This window comes from Spirosoma liriopis (assembly GCF_023196085.1).
In the GTDB taxonomy this organism is placed as follows: Bacteria; Bacteroidota; Bacteroidia; order Cytophagales; family Spirosomataceae; genus Spirosoma; species Spirosoma oryzicola.
Window position 1 is genome coordinate 49740 of the sequence record NZ_JALPRF010000011.1, and the last position, 16267, is coordinate 66006.

The 16267-nt window shown below is 52.8% G+C and carries 9 protein-coding genes; 2 read left to right on the forward strand and 7 right to left on the reverse strand.

Translation table 11 applies throughout. The features are described 5' to 3' along the window. Positions 1-20 precede the first annotated feature (20 nt). Together M0L20_RS28105 and M0L20_RS28110 are read right to left on the reverse strand one after the other, a co-directional pair. Positions 21-407: a hypothetical protein gene (locus M0L20_RS28105; protein ID WP_232563987.1), complete on the reverse strand. Its 387-nt coding sequence runs from the start codon at positions 405-407 to the stop codon at positions 21-23. Between the two features lie 228 nt (positions 408-635). Next, a complete protein-coding gene (locus M0L20_RS28110) occupies positions 636-1697 on the reverse strand; it encodes a glutaminyl-peptide cyclotransferase (protein WP_248480511.1) in 1062 nt (353 codons plus the stop codon). A 211-nt stretch (positions 1698-1908) separates the two neighbouring features. On the opposite strand from M0L20_RS28110, the gene M0L20_RS28115 reads away from it, so the two are divergent. Then, positions 1909-3846, forward strand: a complete 1938-nt coding sequence (locus M0L20_RS28115; protein WP_248480513.1) for a glycoside hydrolase family 2 protein — start codon at positions 1909-1911, stop codon at positions 3844-3846. A 101-nt stretch (positions 3847-3947) separates the two neighbouring features. Here the strand turns inward: M0L20_RS28115 and M0L20_RS28120 are convergent, their stop codons facing one another. The 5 genes from M0L20_RS28120 to M0L20_RS28140 form a co-directional block, all read right to left on the reverse strand. After that, positions 3948-4712: a porin family protein gene (locus tag M0L20_RS28120; protein WP_248480515.1), complete on the reverse strand. Its 765-nt coding sequence runs from the start codon at positions 4710-4712 to the stop codon at positions 3948-3950. A gap of 58 nt (positions 4713-4770) precedes the next feature. Continuing rightward, a complete protein-coding gene (locus M0L20_RS28125; RefSeq protein WP_248480517.1) occupies positions 4771-5766 on the reverse strand; it encodes a glycoside hydrolase family 43 protein in 996 nt (331 codons plus the stop codon). Positions 5767-5810: 44 nt separating this feature from the next. Next, positions 5811-6680, reverse strand: a complete 870-nt coding sequence (locus M0L20_RS28130; protein ID WP_248480518.1) for a glycoside hydrolase family 16 protein — start codon at positions 6678-6680, stop codon at positions 5811-5813. An 84-nt stretch (positions 6681-6764) separates the two neighbouring features. Continuing rightward, positions 6765-8501 (reverse strand): RagB/SusD family nutrient uptake outer membrane protein, encoded by a 1737-nt coding sequence (locus M0L20_RS28135; RefSeq protein WP_248480519.1) that lies wholly within the window; start codon positions 8499-8501, stop codon positions 6765-6767. Beyond that, a complete protein-coding gene (locus tag M0L20_RS28140; protein WP_248480520.1) occupies positions 8501-11557 on the reverse strand; it encodes a SusC/RagA family TonB-linked outer membrane protein in 3057 nt (1018 codons plus the stop codon). The genes M0L20_RS28135 and M0L20_RS28140 overlap by 1 nt, the downstream gene beginning before the upstream one ends. A 446-nt stretch (positions 11558-12003) precedes the next feature. Between M0L20_RS28140 and M0L20_RS28145 the strand changes: the two genes are divergently transcribed. After that, the gene (locus M0L20_RS28145) at positions 12004-16260 is read left to right on the forward strand and encodes a hybrid sensor histidine kinase/response regulator transcription factor (protein ID WP_248480521.1); all 4257 of its coding nucleotides are present in this window, start codon (positions 12004-12006) and stop codon (positions 16258-16260) included. Positions 16261-16267 lie beyond the last annotated feature (7 nt).

Here is a 16267-nt window from a genome sequence, read left to right on the forward strand (position 1 = left end):
CGCAGTAAATACCCTAAAGCTTACTCGTCTTTGTTGCCAAAGCGGTTTATGCGTTCATTGTACCGGTCCAGTAGCGCATCGTTGATCCGGGCGGCTTGTTGAAGGTCGAATCGGAGGAAATCGGCTCGGTCGGCTCCCTCAATCATGCCCTCAAATTTGAGTTCTTCCTCGACCCATACCGACGTTTTTTGGAGAGCGGTTGCCTGATCAAGAACGGCCCGAACGATTGACGCGGTTCGATCAGGATTTTGTGTGGTTAGTAATAAGGTGCTGATGTTGCGAAGGTAATCCTCGTAAGCCAGGTCCTGGGCGGGTAGCTCGGCGCGTACCCACTGAAAAGCCAGTGATTGAATCAATTCCTTGTAGGGGCTGGTCTGAAGATCGTCGGGGGTTAGGCGTCTATTCACAGATCAAATTTACGTTGTGGACTAGTTGTAACAAATGTCATACATGGGATTTGTTATAACTAATACTGTCTGTTACGGTCTATGTGTTCATGAAAAGTCAGCTCTTTCTTATTCAGTTTATTACTAAAAGGTCAGGAGGCTTCGGCTGGAAGCGCGACGTACGAGTGTTATTACGATTCGGTTTCGCTACTCTTTGGTGCTAAGTACACACCCGCTGACATCGAGATGTCAGCGACGAGCCAGGGCCACGGCGGGCTTTGTCTGAAGTAGGCCATTGACCTGAATCTTGAACAGCGACGGCCAGTTCTTGCCCGTGATAAACAAAGCGTTTTCTATTCCCTGATAAGCGATTCCGTTTAGCACATTCTCTTTTGTATCGATCCCTTTGGGAAGTGTAGGGTCTATGTTTAATTCACCGATAACCTTTCCAGATACCGGATCAATTAGTACGATGCGGTTTGTTTTCCAGACATTAGCCAAGATGTAGCCGTTGACATATTCCAACTCGTTAAGATTCATGACCGGCCCTTTGTCATCGTATACGACGAGTTCTCCGGTCTTTTGAAAGTCAAGAGAATACAAACTCAATCGATTGGAGCCATCACTGACAATAAGCGTTGTGTCCCGGTGTGTGATTCCCCAGCCCTGCGTGTGGTAGGTGAAGGTTTTTTCCAAGGTCATGTCCATTGTGTAGCGAAAACAGCGCCCCGAAGTCCAGGTCAGCTGGTAGATGCGGTCATTAACGACGGTGATGCCTTCGCCAAAATACTCTTCGGGTAACGGAACGGACTGAAGTATTGACCCCGTCTTTACGTCTATTTTCATCAGTTTGGACTGACCATTCAGGCCGGTTCCTTCGTACAGAACTCCCTTATAAAACGCAAGCCCCTGGGTAAAGCTGCTGGCCTGATGCGGGTAGGTTTGTAGGACGGAATACGTTAGCCGCTGCGGTTTGATATCGGACCACAGTTCAACGGTTAACGTATCATGAACGGGTTCTTTAGCTGCGGTTGTTCCGTTGACAATGAGTTGGTGCAGACCAATTGTCTTGCCTTTTGAGCTAAGATTCAGACTATTGCCGATGGGCTGGTCCGGTATGGCCTGAAGGTTATCCCACTGGACGCTTACCTGACTAAGTGCTGTACTCAATTGGATGGAAAGGGTGTCACCGAGCCGGTAAGCGGGCTGGGCCAGCACAGCAATGGGTGGTTCGCTGGTTTCTGTTTTTGTCTTTTGCTGACAAGCCGTACTCAGTAAACCAATTAGTACCAGAGCAACAACACACTTCATATTGATTTGGAAAAGCCAACTGTGGATTAAAAACACACGAACGAGCAACTTTACTTAGTAGCCTATGCTAAGCTTCATTGTTCTCAACACGATTAGTAGTCTTGAATCTAAGTAGAATGTACGATTAAATACCTCCTACTGTAAGTTTCCTCTACTGAACATACCAATCTCGCTTTAGTGATGCTTCTCCGAAAAGCATTTTCAAGAAAAAATGGTCAAGAATACGATGAGTAATATTGCCGCTGAACAGCCAGGATGCACAACGAACAACAAACAAGCCGTAAGGTTCTTTTCGCTTAAACGCTCAGGTCATATAGGAATCCTAAAGCACGTTGGCTGGGTTTCGCTGGCCTTATTTACAGCTATCACTAGAGCTCTCTCGCAACCAGCCAGGGCGCAGGAAGCGGAATTGCCGACTCGCTGGACGAAAGCGGCTATGACTGCTCAAGTACCGCTCAGCGAATACCCACGTCCGCAGCTTCAACGCAATGAATGGCTTTGCCTGAACGGAAACTGGAACTACCAGGGTGGAAAGAACGTCGCATCCGCCGAGAATCCCGCAACGGTCATGACGTTTCCGGCCCGCTCTGCAACGATACGGGTCCCTTATTGTCCGGAATCGGTCCTGTCGGGCATCAAGCGGAAGCAGGAAATCAACATGTGGTATCAGCGCCCGTTTACACTTCCTGCCAGTTGGAAGGGCCGCCAGGTCATTCTTCACTTCGGGGCCGTCGATCACAAGGCAACTGTTTTTGTAAACGGCCAAAAAGCGGGCAGCCATTCGGGTGGTTACGATGCGTTTTCGTTCAACATCACAGCCCTACTGAAACCCGGCGAAAACAGTATTGTTGTAGCTGCTTACGATTCGAACGATGGGCGCACGCCTTCCGGCAAAAACGGCCCGCGTGGTGATTACACCTTTACATCCGGTATCTGGCAGACGGTGTGGCTTGAACCTGTTGCTGACGTGTACGTCAAAAACATCCGTATTCTTCCTGATCTGGCAGGCAAGCGATTGAAGATTGAGGTGAACACCAGCTCCGAAGCTAAGGTGTCAGCGCTTGTTCTGGACGGAAAAAAAGAAGTTACCAAAGCCGATGGAACTTCGGGGACCGCTTTCTACCTACCAATAGCGAGCCCAAAGGTCTGGTCGCTGGACTCGCCTTTTCTGTATGATCTGAAAATTACGCTGAAGTCGGGGAATGGGGGAGCGCAGGATGAAGTGATGAGCTATTTTGGAATGCGGGACGTAGCCCTTGGCAAGGTTGATGGCGTTGTGCGTCCCTTGTTGAACGGAAAGTTCGTTATGCAGCTTGGCTTGCTTGACCAGGGCTACTGGCCCGACGGTATCCTGACCGCGCCCACGGAGGATGCGTTAAAATCAGATATTGAGTTTACGAAAAAAGCGGGTTACAACCTGATTCGCAAGCACATGAAAACCGAGCCTCAACGGTTTTACTACTGGGCTGATAAGCTGGGATTGCTGGTTTGGCAGGATATGCCTGCGATCTGGTACCCCGACGAAGATACATTGAAAACACGATCCACGTTCCGCAGCGAGCTTAAAGCAATTATCGACGCTCATTACAACTCCCCGTCCGTGATTGCCTGGGTACCCTTCAATGAAAACTGGGGCGCGTTTGACGTGAAAAATATTACAGATTGGGTTAAACGCTATGATCCTTCACGGCTGGTCAACGGCAATTCGGGTTTTAACAACAATCCATCGTACCAAAAAGCGTACGGAGATCCTAAAAACGGTGATTTTGTAGACACCCATATTTACGTTGGTCCCACGAAAGCTTCGGAGCCAGATAGCCAGCGAGCAGCTTCACTCGGCGAATTTGGCGGGGTTGGCTTATTTATTCGCGGGCATATGTGGCCGGTTGAAAATAATGCGTACGCCTACGAGCCAACGAAATCCGCGCTAACCGACCGGTACATTTTCTTACTGGATCAGGTGGAGCAACTGATGCGCTATCGGGGGCTGAGTGTTGCGATTTACACCCAAACGACGGATGTTGAACACGAGGTGAACGGCCTGCTCACGTATGACCGCGAGGTCGAGAAAATGGAGGTAGACCGCATCCGTCAGGTAAATCAGGCGGTCATACAAGCGGGTAATACGTTAGCTTCCAAAAAAGAGTAAGAACCACTCTAGATCAGTGCTTAGCGATTTAACAACTCATCGAATCGCTAAGCATTGAATGACTTGCTTCTTGTACTTGCTGAAAATTTCTGGAAAGCTTTCTAAAGAGAAATCAGCAATCCGGCAGAGGCATAATTTAACCAGGTGAAGTTGTACACCTCGTCCACATTTGCGCCCCCTTCTACGACCCGGTAACCCGCTTTTAAGCCGATTGTGGGGCTCAGGGAATACGTACCGCCCAGAAAGATGTCTTCGGCACGACCAAAACGTGAACCCAGCGCATCGCCCTCCAGCAGCACACCCCAATGGTCACCGGGTTTGTAAGCAACGCGGAAATTAATGAGCGGTACAACCCCCAGATTGTCGAAGTGTGTGCTGACTGACTCGTCAGAAAACCGGACGTTGGCATCCCGAATTTTGGCGGTCAAACCCAGACCTACCTGCCATTGCTTGCTGGCAACAAAATCATACCGGTACGTCAGCCGATACGAGTTGAATGTGTAGTCAACGGTGGCTGGTCGATTGGCCGCGAAAAGTTGGTTGTTGAAGTTAACATTTTGTCCGAATGCGCCGGTGTACCGCACCGTCAGCGGAGCGTACAAAAGCGATACCGTGTGACGATTCGCGATTGTATAACCCAGCCGAACACGGTAAAACACCGTTGGCTTCGCGCTTAAATTGTCATTCAGATTGACGAGCGTACCACCCTGATTGGGTATCCTGACCTTGTTGTAGTTACTTCCTACGACCAGCCCCGATTCCAGGTCAAGCCGCAGTTGAGCCCGGAGAGGAAAGCCACTTAAGCACAACAGAACCGTACAAAGCCCAACGAAAAATGCCTTCGGAAAAAGTAGTTTTCTATGCATTTCTCCTAAACGCGCCAGCAATCAAATGGTTTTACCAGGAGTATCCGGCACGCATGGGCTAGTTTTTCCAGGTGTCCAGCGTCCAGGCGTCGGTCCACTGCACCACCGGCTGATTAGCAATAAATGATATGGGAAGCCATAAGTAGCGACTGTCTTTGAGGTCTTTAGGGTTCCAGCGGTCGGCAATAAAGATGAACGCATTTTTCTTGCCCTGCACCGGCTGAATGTACGTTGACTGACCATCGAAGGTGATATCGGCCATCGGTCCTTTCATTGGATCGCCTACGGGTTGCCACGGCCCAAACAGCGAGTTGGCCACGTGCAGACTAGCCCGGTTGGCCGCCCAGCCCGTGCATCCACTGGTAATCAGAAAGTATTTTCCGTCTTTTTTGAAAACGGCGGGCGCTTCGCGGTGATTGCTGAACAGCAGCGTGTCTTGTGTGGTGGCCGACAGGTAATCGTCGGTCAGCTTTACGATGCGCAAATCGTAGTTTTCGCGGGCGGCATAAATCTCGTAAGCCGAACCATCGTCGTCAACGTACAGGGTCATGTCGCGTGACATATGGCCGTTAGGACGAAAACTTTTTACGTAGGCGTACGGACCGGTAACGTTTTTACTGACGGCGACCCCGGCGCGAGCGGCCTTGTAACCCTGACCCGGCAGTTCGAGGTGAAACCACATGACGTACTGCTTCGTGCGGGGGTTGTAGATTACCTTGGGGCGTTCCATCAGGCCGTGGGTAGCAATCTCACTGGTCGTATCGGTGGATTTAGCCAGGGCCAACCCTTCCATTTTCCAGTTGTAAAGATCTTTTGAGGAATACACATTGACTCCCTCGGAGGCCGATTTGCCGCGTCTTTCGCCAAACCAGTAGTAGGTGCCTTTGTCGTACAGCAGTCCTCCACCGTGGGCGTTGATGACCTCGTCTTTGTCGTCGTACCAGACGGCACCGGGCTTAAATTCGGTTTGATGCTGCGGTTTGTTTTGGGCCTGCGTTGCCAGCGATCCGGTCAGGCAAAACACAGAAACAACCGTTAAAAAACGTAAAAACATAAGAATGAGAAAATTACAAGATGATTACGGTCGCCGTTGCTCCGCTATTTTTGATAGATCCGTACGTAATCGACTTCAAACCGGGTCGGAAAAGTCGTCGGTCCGTGGTCTCCGCCGTTGTCGCCACCCAACGCCAGATTCAACAACACGTAGTGCGGCTGATGAAACGGATTCTTACCATCGCTGTTAACAGTGTCCGTTAGGTTTACTTCGTTGAGCAACAGGTCGTCAACGTAGAGTTTAATAGCCGTTTTGTCCCAATCCATGCGCCAGACGTGGAACTGATCAGCCCAGTTTGGGTCGCTGAAACTGGACACGGCCTTTTTCGTACTCCGCCAGTTCGCTGTCCACTGCTTGTCAGTTCCCCAGGCTACGTTTGCCAGCAGCATACCCTGGTAGTATTCCATGATGTCGATTTCGCCGTTGTTGGGCCACTCGCCCACTGTACCTAGCGTCCAGAAGGCGGGCCATAGTCCCGCACGGGTGTCGATACGTCCCCGCATTTCGAACCGGCCATACTGCCACTGATGTAGCCCACGCGTGTTCAGGCTGGCCGCTGTGTAGTCGATGGTGGGGCGGCTTGTTTTCCAGTCGCTGCTACCCGCTTTGTAAGTCGGATTGGGCCGCTGTTCGCGTCGGGCCTCGATCACCAGCATACCGTTCTGGCAACGAGCGTTGTCGGACTGATACCACTGTAGCTCATGGTTTCGAACGAATCCCTGCTCAAAAGTCCAGTTTTTCGGGTCAGGGGCTCCATCGGTAGTAAACTCATCTGCCCAGACCAGCCGCCACCCCGGCAGCGCAGGCGAATCCGAGGAAGGAGCAGCCGGTTGGCCGCTACCCCTACAGGCTAGCAGCGTGGTGCCGAGCAAAAGCCAGTACTGGGTTTGGCGGATAAACGGATGGACAGGCATAACAAATGTCGTTGCGTGGTTTAACTACGGGACCAACGCGCAAAAGCCATCAATCTCTGCGCGTTAGCTTATCCGCGTCGGTATCTAATAACCTGGATTTTGCGCCAGCACGGCGTCCTTGTTAAGCTGAATCTCGCCTAGCGGTATTGGCATTAGTAGGTGCGTGGTCGTCAGACCCCGAATCGGGTTGACGGCACTGTTGCTGTTGAGCCGCGTTGCCCGATCGACCAGCGTTTTGGTCCGCATCAGGGTCATCCGCCGGTTTTCTTCTCCGATCAGTTCACGGACGCGTTCGTCCAGAATAAAGTCCATCGTAATGTCAGATGACGATACCTGTCCAGTGTTTGGGTAACTGGAAAAGGCCCGTTGACGCAGTACGTTGATGCTGTTGGCGGCATCGGCTAGTTTTCCCTGCTTAAACTGCGCTTCGGCCAGCAACAGGTAGGTTTCGCCCAGTCGCATCAGCATAAAATCTTTAATCATCGCAAAGCCAAACGCATCGGTAGGGTTGTACTGATACCACTTGGTTGTGTGCGGGGCAATGCTGAACAGCGTATCCGTGCCCGTGTACGGCACCACTTTACCAAACGTAGCCGTTTTGCTGGGGTCGTTGTAGATAAACCGACGACGGATGTTATACTGCGAATTGCGAACATCGCCCGACCCGTACAGTTCGTATAGCACCCAGTTGCTGAGCCGCAACCGCCCGATACCGCGCCCGCCCGTCGAATCCGACAAGGACATACCAACAATGTTATAATAAGCGGGTCCCCAGACACGACGCTGCTGCGGGTTGTTGGTGATCCCTCCTACTACGACGCTGGGATTCTCCTGTTCCAGTACCCAGATGGCTTCGGTGTTGCCCTGCGACCGGCGTTGGTTACCGTAGATAAACATATCGTGGTAAAAGTCGCCGGGCTGGCTGGTGCCAACGCCATACCGCCGTTTGATCAGACTGAACCGCCCGCTGCTGATGATACCCTGTAGCTGAGGTTCAGCCAGTTCAGGTTTACCCATGCGCAGATACGCTTCGCCCAGTAATTGCATGGCCATAAACTTGTTGGCCCGACCATACAGCTTGGCCCCACCCGCATTGGCCCGGACGCTCTCGATGTCAGGCAAATTCGCTACGGCATACGTCAGATCGTCAACGATTAGTTTGTTCACCTCGTCCAGCGTAGCCCGCACAAAATCCGTTTTGGGACCGGTTAACGCCTGCGTCAGAATAGGAACGCCACCAAAGCAGGTCGCCAGGTTGTTGTAAGCGTAGGCCCGGAAGAAGCGGGCTTCGGCACTGGCCCGTGCTTTGCCGCCCGTGCTCAGACTGGTCATGGTGGGCGAATCCATGCTGTTGATGATGATGTTGGTCAGGTTAACCAGGATGTAGTTACGATTCCAGGTAAAGGAAGCCGCTCCATCGGTTGGCGTCAACAGCGCGTAATTGTAGTACGGGATCTCGATTCCCTGCTGATTGGCCGTTGCGTTGGCTACGTCGGTTCCTACCTGCCAAACGCTGGGCCACCCCTGCTGATCGGCGTAGGAAAAAATGGTGCTGACGTGGTTGTACAGACCGACCAACGAGGCATCGGTGCCGAGTGAGTCGTTGAGGGTAACGGGGGTGTAACTCGAATACGGCTTTTCGGCCAGGAAGTCGCTTTTGCAGGCTGATGCTAGTCCAAGCAACGCCAGCGCGCCAAGTTTGATGTATGCTTTCATGGGTAAAATGCGTCGCAACAAATGTTGAAAGACCGGGTCGCCGGTGCGGTGATAGAGCGAGAGGGCCATTGCCACTGGTAGAACAGCCCTCTCGTACGAATTCATTAGCGAAGGCTGATGTTAAGGCCTCCCACGAACGAGCGCGTCACTGGATAGTTGTTGGTCCAGCTGGTGTTCGGATCGCTGCTGTTAGCCTGTGTTCCCCGGGGCTGCTGAACCGCTTCGGGGTCCCAGCCAATCCAATTGGTGAACGTATACAGGTTCCGACCACTGACGTAGAGCGTTACGCTGCCTAGGCCCAGCCGGTCGAGCAGTTTTTGTCCGAAGACGTAGCTGAGTGTAACATCCTTAAGGCGGGTAAAGCTGGCATTCGATGCGTAGCCGTAGCCCCGTGGGTTGTTATACGCTAGTGACGGACGCGTCTGGCTCATGTTCTCGGCGGTCCAGTACCCAACAACCTGTGGCGTGTTGCGTCGACCGCTTTCGTCACCATAGCTTAGGTCGGAGTTGTTACGGGTTATGCCCTGCACCGTCTGGACAAATACATTCAGGTTGAAATTACCGAAGTGGAACGTATTGGTCAGGCCACCCTGCCATTTAGGAGCCGTTTGCCCCAGAATAATCCGGTCGTCGGCGGTAATTTTGCCATCGCCGTTGGTATCCGCAAATTTCAGGTCACCCGCTTTCGCGCCGGGGTCCTGCGAAGAAGCATCTTCGCCCTGCTGCCACACACCCGTCATCTGATAATCATAGACAACGCCGATTGGCGAACCAATAAACCACCGGTTACCCAAATCGCTTTTTCCGTCGCCATACAGGTCTAAAATGCGGTTGCGGTTCGATGAGAAGACAACCGTACTTTCCCATTTCAGCGGTCCTTTCACCAAGTTACGCGTATTCAGCGTTAGCTCGATACCCTTGTTGGACGTTTCGCCCAGGTTGTCGAATACATTTTGATAGCCGGTGATAATCGGCAGGCTCCGCAGCAATAGCAGTCCTTTGGTGTTGTTCTGGTAAACGTCGATGCTTCCGTTGATGCGGTTGTTGATAAATCCGAAGTCGATTCCCAGGTTGCGGCTGAGTGTGGTTTCCCATTGCAGATTAGCGTTACCTAGGTTACCTGCCACCGCACCGATGGTACTGACGCCATTGAAGGGTGACCGAACCGTGTTGCTCGTCGTAATAGTCCGGTACACGCTGATCGCTTCATTGCCTGCCTTCCCATAGGAGAACCGTAGCTTCAGGTTTGATATACCCCGCACGTTTTTCATAAAGCCTTCGTTGCTGATATTCCAGCCCAGCGCGACCGATGGAAACAGCCCGAACTTGCTGGTGTTGGCTCCGAAGACAGATGAACCGTCACGCCGGGCCGTCACCGTCAGCAGGTAGCGGCTGTCGTAGTTGTAGTTGATTCGGCCCATCTGCGAATTCAGTCGGTACTGATCCGCGTACGAACCGCTCGTCTGCGTAGCGCCAGCCCCCAGATTGTCGAAGCCCAGTTCGTCGTTGACGAAGCCAACGGCATTGGCCCGTGATTCACTGTATCGGCGTTGTTGCGCGCTGTACAGCCCCGTAAAATCGAAATGGTGTTTGTCCCAGTCTTTCGCGTACGACAGGATGTTTTCGATGGTGTAGCTGTTGGTTTCTGAATAGAAGGTATTGGCGGTACCGAGCAGGTCGTTGGCAGCGCGACCGACGTAGCTCCCCGTACGAGATGGAATAAAGGAGTACCCCATGTTAAGCCGGTACTTCAACCCGGTCAGTTTGCCCGGCAGCTTTAGTTCGAGGTAGCCGTTTCCGTTCAGGTTCGTGTTGCGGTCAACGCGTTGGGTCACCAGCCCCAGCATCGGGTTGGTATACAGCAACTCCGGGTACATCGGATAGATTGCGTAGGTACCGTTGGTGTTGTAAAGCTGACCGTACGGACTCATCGCCGTGGCAAACAAAAAGTTGGACCGCCCGCCGTCTCGGTTATTGTTGGCGATGAACAGGGACGTTCCCACGGACAGGTAATCCGTCAGGTTGACATCGAGGTTTGAGCGGAAGCTGGCCCGCTTGTATTGGTAGCCTTTGATAACGCCTTTCTGATCGAGGAATTCACCCGAAATAAAGTAGCGCACCTTGTCGGTACCGCCCGAAATGCTCAGGTTGTGATCCTGCAAGACACCCGTTTGCGTAGCTTCCTTAAACCAGTCGGTCGTGATGCCCGCGTTGTAGTTGGGCAACTCACCAAAGTTCGGCACCGGATTAACCTGCTTCTGATTCGTCTGCGACAGCCAGTCGGCATATTTCTGCGCGTATTCAGGGCCGGTACGAGGTGTTAGTACGTTGGAAAAGTTTTCGACGCCGACGTAGTTACTGTACCGGATGGTTGGTTTGCCGGTCGTACCGCGTTTGGTCGTCACCAGAATAACCCCATTAGCCCCGTTGGTTCCGTAAATCGCCACCGCCGATGCATCTTTCAGGATTTCGATACTCTCGATGTCGTTGGGGTTGATATCCGCCAGCGAACCGCCTGTCTTGCTGATTGGAATACCGTCGACAACGACAAACGGGCCGGAGTTGGCGTTGATTGAGTTCTGTCCCCGTACCGTTACCGATGGGGCCGTTCCGGGTACCGACGACGACTGCGAGATGTTCAGACCAGCCACCGCTCCCTGAATGGATTGCAGCACGTTGGTAACCGGCAACTGCGACAGCCGCCCCTTCGGTACCGACGCCACCGCCCCCGTAATGTCGGAACGCTTTTGTGTCCCGTACCCAACGACCACGACTTCGTTGAGCGACTTTGCATCCCCCTGTAGCTGTACGTTCACCGTGGTCTGACGGACAATGGCTACTTCCGACGATTGATAACCAATAAAGGAAAAGACCAGCACTGGGTCTTTGGTGCCATCTGGAATGCGAATCGTGTACGCGCCATTGCCGTCGGTATTCGTACCAATGGACGAGCCTTTAAGCGTTACGGTAGCACCGGGCAGCGCACCGCCTTTCTCATCCGTTACAGTCCCCGTAATGGTGACGATGGCGGACAGATTGCCATCCGTATGACTGGTCCAGGCCGAGGCATACAGTGGCGCATTGGCAGGACTAACGGATTGGGCCATTAGTCCCTGAGCAGCGAGTATAGCTCCGTAGAAAAGTAGCCATTTATGCTTCATAAGCAGGGTTTGGGTTCTTACGTTATTCGGCGATTATTTTGACAGGAAGCGCCTTGTGGAAAATCAAATGTTTGAATAGTACAAAATTAAGGAAGCCTGTTAAGACAGAAGGGTGTCTTTCTCGTCAAAAAAGGGGGGTAAATTCGTCTGGTGGTCTTTTCGCTGAACTATTGTAGACAGCTAGAAAAGCATTTTACATCATTTTGATTAGGGTGTAATTTGATCCGCGGCTATGATGTGTTCTCCATGCTGCATAAGATTGCTTATTCAGAAAGTGCAACTTTGCTCATACAACCTCATCACCCGTCAAATCGCCTGATGCGGGCATATCGGTCGTCTTCTCACTGTAAAAAGTGGTAACTTTAGCAGAGCGTTCGATGTCCATTACCGGGTGTAGGTCGGTAAAACGGGCTTATTAAAAGAGAGGAAGCTGACCCCTCACAGGTATGCGGTTTAGTACATACATAGGCTGGCTACTGGCCTTTTTCATAATAACAATACCGGGGTTTTCACAACGAAGCCCCGATCAGTTTCGATTTGAACACATTACGATAGACCGGGGGTTGTCGCATAGCGATGCCATGTGCGTGACACAGGACAAGGAAGGATTTGTCTGGATTGGCACAAACAAGGGGATAAACCGCTACGATGGGTATTCGCTGAAAACCTATAATCTCCCCGTTGATACCCAGCGGGGCGTGTCGAGTAACCGTGTCCGTAGCCTTCATGTCGATCAACGCGGTACCCTTTGGGCGGGTGTCGAGCGGGCGGGACTGTTTTGGTACGATGTGCGCACCGACCGGTTCACCAGCATTCAAACTAAATCGACAAATGCTGGCTTTGGGCCGTTGCTTGATAAGCTGGGCCAAACCAATGTTCACGCTGTTGTCTCGGATAAGCGGGGTCGATTGTGGGTAGCGACCCAACGTGACGGGGTATTTATGTTTCAGTTTGACCGGGACGGAACGCTTCAGGCAGTCCGGTCAGTCCGGCTAACGGGGAGTCCCAACAAAGAACCAACGATCAGTAAGCTAGCGCTCGATGAACGGGGTACTCTCTGGATCGGTACGTTGGGGTATGGCCTTTGGCGTTTTCGCTGGACCGACGCGCAGAACAAGACACCCCTACAGGCTGTTCCGGTACCTACCGTAGAGGGGCCAAACATTCGGGCGCTGCACATCGACCGGCGCAACGATCTGTGGGTCGGGACGGATGATCGCGTATACTGGACGGCATCGTCGGCACTTCGTTCAGCCGTCGGCCCCACCTTTCAGTCCCTGCACCGCCCTTTTGCTGGTGTAGAAAGTTTGTTCCTCGATTCATTTTACCGGTTATGGGTTGGTACACACTACGGCTTGTTGCTGCTTGATGGCGGTGCTGTAGCCCAGAGCCAGCCACCCGTCGATGAACGAAAGCTGCTCACGTTCCTGCCCTCCGACGCTGATTCGTACAGCATTAATTCGGTACGGGTTCACGACATCCGGGAAGATCAGTTTCATAACTTATGGCTTGCTACATCGGCGGGTGGGCTGAACCAGATCCGGCTGCGGGCCAAGCCTTTCGGCCAGTTACGACAGGCGATTACCGGCACAACGACACCCGCTACCAATTACATAAACGCGATCTGTAAAGACGAAGCAGCCAACCGGCTCTGGATCGGTACGCGCAACGGGCTAACCTGTTACGATCAATCAACCGGCACGTACCAAAACTACCTGAACCGACCGGGGCTGGGCACGGTAAATGGCATCGATGTGTCGGCGCTGTTTTTAGCGTCGGACCGTACGCTCTGGATCGGCACGCGCTACGGTGGTTTGTACACGATGGATGTCAGGCGGGGTACGTCCCCCCAGCGCCTTTCGGACGTAAAACCCGGTCCCGACTGGCGTGGGATCAGTACCGAAAGCATCACCGGCGATCGCTCTGGTACGGTCTGGATTGCTTCCTTCAACAACGGTATGCACCAGTTGAATCGGCACGGTCACTACCTCCGGCATTACGACGGGAAAAACGGGATATTGCCCACGCACCAACTGACAGCCTTACTTTACGATTCTACCCGCAATGTCCTTTGGGTAAGCACCCGCGACGCTGGATTGCTCAAACTAAGACCGCAGCCTGATTCACTGCATCTGGTATCGCAGTTTACGCACGATCCCCGCAATCCGAACAGCCTGCTTGTTAACTATACGTGGCCCCTGCTCAACGACGGTCGGGGCAATCTCTGGATCGGGACTATCGGCGGAGGGCTGCACCGGCTCTCGACGGACGCGCACGGACGAGAACGCATTGACCGATACCAGCAACAAATCCCTGAAACTGATATCGAAAGTTTACTAACCGATGGCGCGGGAAATATTTGGATCGGGGGAGCCGGACTGTATAAATTTGTTCCGCAAACCAGGCAGTTGCTCCACTTCGACATCAGCGACGGGCTGCAAAGTAATTCGTTCAAAGTTGGCGCTGCATTCCAATCCTCCGACGGCACCTTGTATTTCGGCGGAACCAACGGCATTACCTTTTTTCAACCCCGGCAGATTCAGCAAAATCCGTATCGGCCCATTGCCCAGATTACGGGTCTGCACGTGCTGAACCAGTTGGTTACGGTTGGCGATACGCTCAATGGACGCGTGCTGCTGACAAAACCTTTGACGCAAAAGCCTCGTATTGAGCTAAACGCGTCGGAAAACGATTTTTCGGTTGAATTTGTCGGGCTTAATTACGCGAACCCGCAGAAGCAACAATACGTCTATCAGCTTGAGGGGTACACGAACGGCTGGGTGCGGCCCGCGCCGGGGCAACGCATGGCTACCTTCGCCAACCTCCCCGCCGGTGACTACGTGTTCCGGGTCAACGCCAGCAATGATGATGGCATCTGGTCCGCGCAGCCTGCTGTTATGCGTATTACCATTCTGCCGCCATGGTGGCGTACCTGGTGGGCGTACCTGCTCGGTATCAGCGCTATAACGGGAGCACTCTGGTTCTACCGCCGGACAGAACTGGCTCAGCAGGCGCTGCAAAATAAGTTGGCACTTGAACAGTACAAGGCCGAACAGGAAAAAGAAGTTACCGATAGCCGACTCCGGTTTTTTACCAATGTGTCGCACGAGCTTCGTACCCCGCTGACGCTTATTCTGGGACCGATGGACGAATTAGCCGCATCAACGAACATAACGGTTACGCAGGTCCGGGAGCGAATTCTGCTGATGCACCAGCAAACCCGTAAACTGCTCGATCTGGTCAATCAACTGCTTGATTTTCGCAAGGCAGAAACGGGACACATTACCCTGCGAGCCAGCCGCGAGGACATTATTCCGTTTCTATCCGAGATCTTTTTGATCTTTAAACTAAAGGCTGAAGAATTAGACCTTGATTACACGCTGCAACTTCCCGCTGAAAATATAGCGCTGTATGTTGACCGCAGTAAGCTGGAAATTATGCTGACCAACCTGCTTTCCAATGCGTTTAAATACACACCCGCTGGGGGAAGGATTCAGGTTACCGTTGCCCGTATCGGCTCGCCCGACCGACCGGCGGTTTTTCAGAATACCGTCTTGCAGGATAACTACCTACAGATTACGGTGCGCGACTGGGGTGTGGGCATGCCGAGTGATCAGGTCGACAAAATTTTTGACCCGTATTACCAGGCGTCGCAAACGGACACACTACGCGTAACAGGTACCGGGCTAGGCTTGTCGCTGGTGAAGCAGTTTACCGAAGCGCATCAGGGCAGCGTAGCGGTACAAAGTTCGCCGGGGGCTGGCACGACCTTTACGCTTCGGCTACCGTTTGGCCACGCGCACCTTCCGCCCGACGACATTCGGACGGCAATCGCAGCCGACGAAGTACCCGACCCCGACCCGACCCCTCAACTTGATGACCTGCCCTTACACGATACCCCCCCGGTTGGTATACCCCCCGGAGCGGCCCGTGTTCTGATCGTGGAAGACAACGACGACCTGCGGCAGTACCTGATTCGTCTGCTCGATCCCGCCTTCAAGGTGTATTCGGCAGTTGATGGGCTCGATGGCTGGTCAAAAACGCTTGAGCTGCTACCCGATATCGTTGTCAGTGACGTGATGATGCCCCGTAGCAATGGACTTGAACTATGCCGGACGATCAAGCAGCATCCCAAAACCAGCCATATTCCGGTGGTGCTGCTGACGGCGCGGGTGGCGGCTACGCACGAGCTGGAAGGGCTTGAGACGGGCGCTGACGAATACATGGCTAAACCATTCAATCCGCAGGTGCTGTTTACCAAGCTGTCGGTTATGCTACAAAACCGGTTTCGGCTTCGCGACTATTACCAACGGCAAATCCTGCTCGAACCCAGTGACATCGCTATCCCCGACGAAGAACGGCAGTTGCTCGAGAAAGCCATGCAGCTTGTCGAAACGCACATGAGCGATCCGGATTTTTCGGTGCCGATGCTGGTGCGAGAAATGGGCATGAGCCAATCCGTATTTTACCGGCATATCAAAGCCATTACGGGGCAGACCGTCATTGAGTTTATCCGCGATGTGCGGATGAAACGCGCGGCTCAGTTGCTGGCCACGTCATCCCTGCGGGTTTCCGAAGTAGCCAGTCAGGTTGGCTTCGAGGATGTAAAGTATTTTAGAAAAGCGTTTCAACACTTGTTCAACGTATCGCCGTCGGATTATGCCAAACAGCATCGGGAATCGGTGACTGATCCAAAGGTATGATTTAGAC

Bases quoted from the DNA above. Each gene is read 5' to 3' on its own strand.
- M0L20_RS28130 (WP_248480518.1), bottom strand. From the start codon at position 6,680: ATGCCTGTCCATCCGTTTATCCGCCAAACCCAGTACTGGCTTTTGCTC.
- M0L20_RS28140 (WP_248480520.1), bottom strand. From the start codon at position 11,557: ATGAAGCATAAATGGCTACTTTTCTACGGAGCTATACTCGCTGCTCAG.
- M0L20_RS28145 (WP_248480521.1), top strand. From the start codon at position 12,004: ATGCGGTTTAGTACATACATAGGCTGGCTACTGGCCTTTTTCATAATA.
- M0L20_RS28135 (WP_248480519.1), bottom strand. From the start codon at position 8,501: ATGAATTCGTACGAGAGGGCTGTTCTACCAGTGGCAATGGCCCTCTCG.
- M0L20_RS28110 (WP_248480511.1), bottom strand. From the start codon at position 1,697: ATGAAGTGTGTTGTTGCTCTGGTACTAATTGGTTTACTGAGTACGGCT.
- M0L20_RS28115 (WP_248480513.1), top strand. From the start codon at position 1,909: ATGGTCAAGAATACGATGAGTAATATTGCCGCTGAACAGCCAGGATGC.
- M0L20_RS28125 (WP_248480517.1), bottom strand. From the start codon at position 5,766: ATGTTTTTACGTTTTTTAACGGTTGTTTCTGTGTTTTGCCTGACCGGA.
- M0L20_RS28120 (WP_248480515.1), bottom strand. From the start codon at position 4,712: ATGCATAGAAAACTACTTTTTCCGAAGGCATTTTTCGTTGGGCTTTGT.